Annotated in this window: 2 protein-coding genes; one reads left to right on the top strand and one right to left on the bottom strand. The window is 36.6% G+C overall.

Annotated elements, in window-relative coordinates; genetic code table 11:
• Nucleotides 1-300: 300 nt before the first annotated feature.
• Entirely contained in the window at nucleotides 301-2682 is a 2382-nt protein-coding gene (locus F6K40_RS38930; RefSeq protein ID WP_293145273.1) for a CBS domain-containing protein, read from the bottom strand.
• A gap of 460 nt (nucleotides 2683-3142) precedes the next feature.
• Between F6K40_RS38930 and F6K40_RS38935 the strand changes: the two genes are divergently transcribed.
• Nucleotides 3143-4237: a PstS family phosphate ABC transporter substrate-binding protein gene (locus F6K40_RS38935; protein ID WP_293145275.1), complete on the top strand. Its 1095-nt coding sequence runs from the start codon at nucleotides 3143-3145 to the stop codon at nucleotides 4235-4237.
• The last annotated feature ends 457 nt before the right edge of the window (nucleotides 4238-4694 follow it).

The following is a 4694-nucleotide window of genomic DNA, read 5'->3' on the forward strand; positions in this document are numbered from 1 at the left end:
AACCGGGTTTTTAGGATAAATCGTTGCTTTTAACAATAAACATTGAGGAAAAAACCCGGTTTCTGGATTCGCCTGCGTAAATCCTGAACTTCTGACTTCTGACTTCTGAATTTTGAATTTTGAATTTCTGATGCACCCAAACAAGAAATCAGATTTACTATGCAAAGAAACCGGGTTTTTAGGATAAATCGTTGCTTTTAACAATAAACATTGAGGAAAAAACCCGGTTTCTGGATTCGCCTGCGTAAATCCTGAACTTCTGACTTCTGACTTCTGAATTTTGAATTTTGAATTTTGAATTCATACAGGCAATTCCACTGTAAAAGTTGTCCAACCATTACTGCTAGTGACAAATATATTGCCATTCAATTGTTCTACTAATTTTTTTACTAGAGCTAAACCTAAACCTGTGCCACCTTGTTTCCAAGGATCAGCATTAGGCACTCGATAAAATTTAGTGAATATTTTAGGTAACTCAGATTCAGAAATTTCTGATGGGTTACTAATCAGAAATTTGATAGGATAAGACATTTCTGAGGGGCTTTTTTTGCTGTTTTTTTTCTGGTTGCATTCAATTGAAAATTTGACTTCCCCACCATCTTCAGTATACTTGCAAGCATTATTCAGGAGTTCTGCTAAAATCCGACCTAAACTATTATGATTAGAACGGATTTTAGGTAGTTGTTTAGGATATTTAATCTTGAGAGTTTGTTGCCGTTCTTTCACCCTTGATTTAAAAGGTTCCATGATAGTAGGAAGCCAATTTGTTAAATCTATTGTATCTAAAGGAATAGATTCTGTACCCGCTTCTAGACGCTGTAAATCTAATAAATCATCTATTAATTCAATTTCTCTTTTGCACTCTGTATCTAATATATTCAAATATTGTTGACCCTTTTCTGAAACAGGAAATACTTTCAACATATGAATCGCCATTTTCATATTTGATAGAGGTGTTCTTAATTCATGGGAAACAGTGCTTAAAAAATCATCTTTGAGAATATTAAGTTTCTGTAATTCTTTGACTTTTTGTTCCAATTCGGCAGTGCGCTCTTGTACTTGTCTTTCTAAGTCTGTATTGAGAGTTTGTACTTGTTGATAAAGTTGAGCTTGTTGGATAGCGATCGCTAACTGAGTTGCTAATTGCTGCAATAAATTAATTTCAGATTGTTGCCACTCTCGAATCCCTGAATATTCTTGGGTACACATAATTCCCCATAATTGCCCATCTTGAGAAATAGGTACTATCAAAAAAGCTTTTACCTGCTTTTGCTTCAAACTCCTAATTTGTTCTGTAGATAAATCTGCTCTATCGATATCGGCAACTGCATGAATCCTATTTTGATTTACTTTTAAATTTGAGATTAAGTATTCAGATGCAGCTCGATCGCCCATCCAAGAATCGCAATTACGATCTACTGACTCAGCAACAATCTTGGTTACTTTTGCCGATTCAACTTGAAATAGCAACACTCGATCGGCCTTCAAAAATTGTTGAACTTCTATAACAGCAGCATTAATGATTTCATCTAGATTCAAGGATTGATGAATCCTCATAGCTATTTTTGCCAGGAGGTGAGCGCGTTCTAACTGTTCCTGTATTTCTGCTGTTCGTGCTTGAACTTCTTTTTCTAATTCTGCATTCCGACTCCGTAATAATTCAAATTTTTCTGCTTGTAGTTGATTGACATCAGCTCGTAATTTTCTCACTAACCCAAACATTACTGTGGGATCTAAAACTTGTAGTAAACTTGTCTGATTTACCGTTCCCAGTAACTCTCCTTGTTTACTACATACTATCAATAGTTGCACTTCTTCCTGCAACATTTTTTTATGAGCATCCCATAAAGAATCTGTTGGTCTGAGACAATTCAGTTCCGTTTTCATTACTTTTTGGACAGGTGTTTTGGCCAAATCTATATCCAAAAAATAGGCTTGTACAATATCATCATTACCAATTATACCGATTGGTGTTTCAATTTCTGTCTTTTGGATTTTAAGTTTTCTCTTCTGTGTAATAATCACACTATTCACTTTTTTTTGTGACATCAGTTGACTAACTTGCAATAATGATGCTGTTCCAGAAATTGTCACTGTAACAGTGTCATTTCTAACTTCATTTACCCGTCTTAATCTCAGAATATTAGAAGGTTGTAGCACTTGACGAATTTTTTCTGGTGTCAGAATACCAACTATTTGCTCTTTGCTATCTAATACTGGTAGATGAGTAACTTTATGTTTTCGGAACAAAGACAAAGCTGTAAATAAATCTTGATCGTCCGATTCTTTGAGAGTAACAAGTTCGGATGTCATCACCTCACCAAGCTGTACATTTTTTGATAAACTTTCTAGATTATTAACTTTACCTGTGGCAATTAATTTAATTAGATCGCTAGTAGTAAAGATTCCTAATAAAGACAATTGCGCATTATGCCTCGGAATTAGTTGAACCGGTTTATTCTCAACTACTAAAACACTTGTAGCTTTTTCTTGGTTTGATAATCTTGATCGATCCACTTGCTCATTTTCAGGTGTACTGACATTGGGCAAAGCACAAGCATTCTGTAACTTACTCATTAGTTTTAATACATCTACCAGAGGAGTATCTGGAGTCATAGTTAACGGATGACGGTCAATCGCTTGCTGTAGAGGTGATGAATATATACTAGGTTGAGCAACCATAATCATATTTCCTGATTTGATAAAATAAAAGCAATGAAAAATATAGCGCCTAGCGCTAGGGAATAGAGAATAGGGAATAGGGAATAGTAAGCTGTCAAAGGGTTTTTCGTATAGGGAAATGCTCCGCAAACAGGATTTATAAATGTCCTAACCTTTGCTTAGACTGCTATATCATCTAGATTTTTTAGGCTTTCTTCAGAGTTTTTGATCTTTAGCAGTTAGTTCTATCGAAATAATAATTATTACACGACTAAAGCCATGCAAACCCAGAAACCGGGTTTTTAGGAGAAATCGTTGTTTTTAACAATCAACATTGACGAAAAAACCCGGTTTCTTTGCGTAAGTCCTGTATTACCTAAAAATATAAACTAAACCATAGCACAAAATTAAGTTTATATCAAGATTTGCAAGTGCTAAAATTATATGTATTGTTAAGTAAAAACACCACGATCGAAAACCTATGAATCTAGGAATCAAATTCAAATACCAGTATCTTCATTTTTTCATATTAGCCTTACTTCTGCTCATAACTACTGCCTGTGGAGGAGGAGAGAAAAAAACAGAACCTATTGAGACTCCCTCAGCAACAGCAACTCCAGAAGAAGAAACAAGAAGCTATGTTCTAGTTGATGGTTCAAGTACAATTTTTCCCATCTCCGACAAAATGGCTCAAAATTTTATGCAGGATAATCCTAATATTCAGGTAATTGTTGGGATATCTAGTTCTGGTTCTGGACTTAAAAAATTTTGTATTGGGGACTTAGATATAGGAAATGCTTCCCGTCCCATTAAAAAATCTGAGATCGATCTGTGTCGGGCAAATGGAATAGAATTTGTGGAAATTCCCATTGCCTTCGATGCTATTTCTGTCATTGCCAATCAATACAATGACTGGTCAGACTGTCTAACTCTAGAGGAATTAAAAACAATTTGGCAGCCTAATGATTCTGAGAAAATTAATAATTGGAAACAAATTCGTGAGAAGTTTCCCGAAGACCGCCTGAGTCTTTATGCTCCTGACACTGATTCTGGTACTTATGATTACTTTACTGATGCTGTAATTGGAACAGCAGGTAAAAGTCGAAAGGACTTTAAGGCCAGTGAAGATGATAATATCATTATTCAAGGCATCGAATCAGATAGAGGTAGTTTGGGTTTCCTCGGTCTTGCCTACTACGAACAAAATAAGGATGTTTTAAAGTTAATCGCTATTGATAATGGTAGTGGTCAATGTATCGAACCAAGTCAGGAGGCGATCGCCAATGGCAGTTATACTCCCCTATCTCGTCCATTATTGTTATACGTAAATAAAGATTCCCTAGAAAAAATGCCTTCTGTCAAAGCTTTTGTTGATTATCAAATGGATGTGACTAACAAAGGGGTAATTTCTGAAGTAGGTTATGTCCCTGTATCAGGAACCTTACAAGTAAAAGTAAAGGAGCATCTTGAGGAACTCACTACTGGCTCAGTTTTTGAAGGAGAATCTGCCGTTGGTGTTAAGCTCATCGACAAATATTTATCGGAAAAAGAAAGAAAGCAAAGAGGTGGTAGTTGAAACCTACATTTTGTGGTGCTTAATGTAGTATAAAATTAGGAGACAGGAGACAGGAAACAGGAGACAGGAGACAGGAGACAGGAGGAATGGGGTAGGGACGTTTTGCTGGCGCAAAGCTCCGCGTTAGCGGAGCGACATGGAATAGGAGCATTCCGGAACGGAAAACACATTAATGCTCAAGCAACGTCCGTACAGAAGGCAGGAGTCAGAATTATCCCTTGATTTTTCAGCCAATAGTCAACCCTTTCATCCTCACTTTATGCAGCTCTTGATTAAGGAAAACCTTGTACTTTTTTAACTTTCCTGGCGGGAAGTCCCGCGCTCTCCCGCAGGGGAGCGTCGGGATGAAAGCCTGGGCCAGGATTCGGATACCTTCATAAGCTAAACATTCATAGGCCCTTGACAAGCTAGGAGAATTTTGTTATTATCAATGTCAACACAGGGGGAGGACATCACC

The sequence above is a fragment of the Okeania sp. SIO3I5 genome, from assembly GCF_010672085.1.
Lineage (GTDB): Bacteria > Cyanobacteriota > Cyanobacteriia > Cyanobacteriales > Microcoleaceae > Trichodesmium.

What these genes read in the sequence shown, in the direction of transcription:
- F6K40_RS38935 (WP_293145275.1), top strand. Translation starts at nt 3,143, where the DNA reads ATGAATCTAGGAATCAAATTCAAATACCAGTATCTTCATTTTTTCATA.
- F6K40_RS38930 (WP_293145273.1), bottom strand. Translation starts at nt 2,682, where the DNA reads ATGGTTGCTCAACCTAGTATATATTCATCACCTCTACAGCAAGCGATT.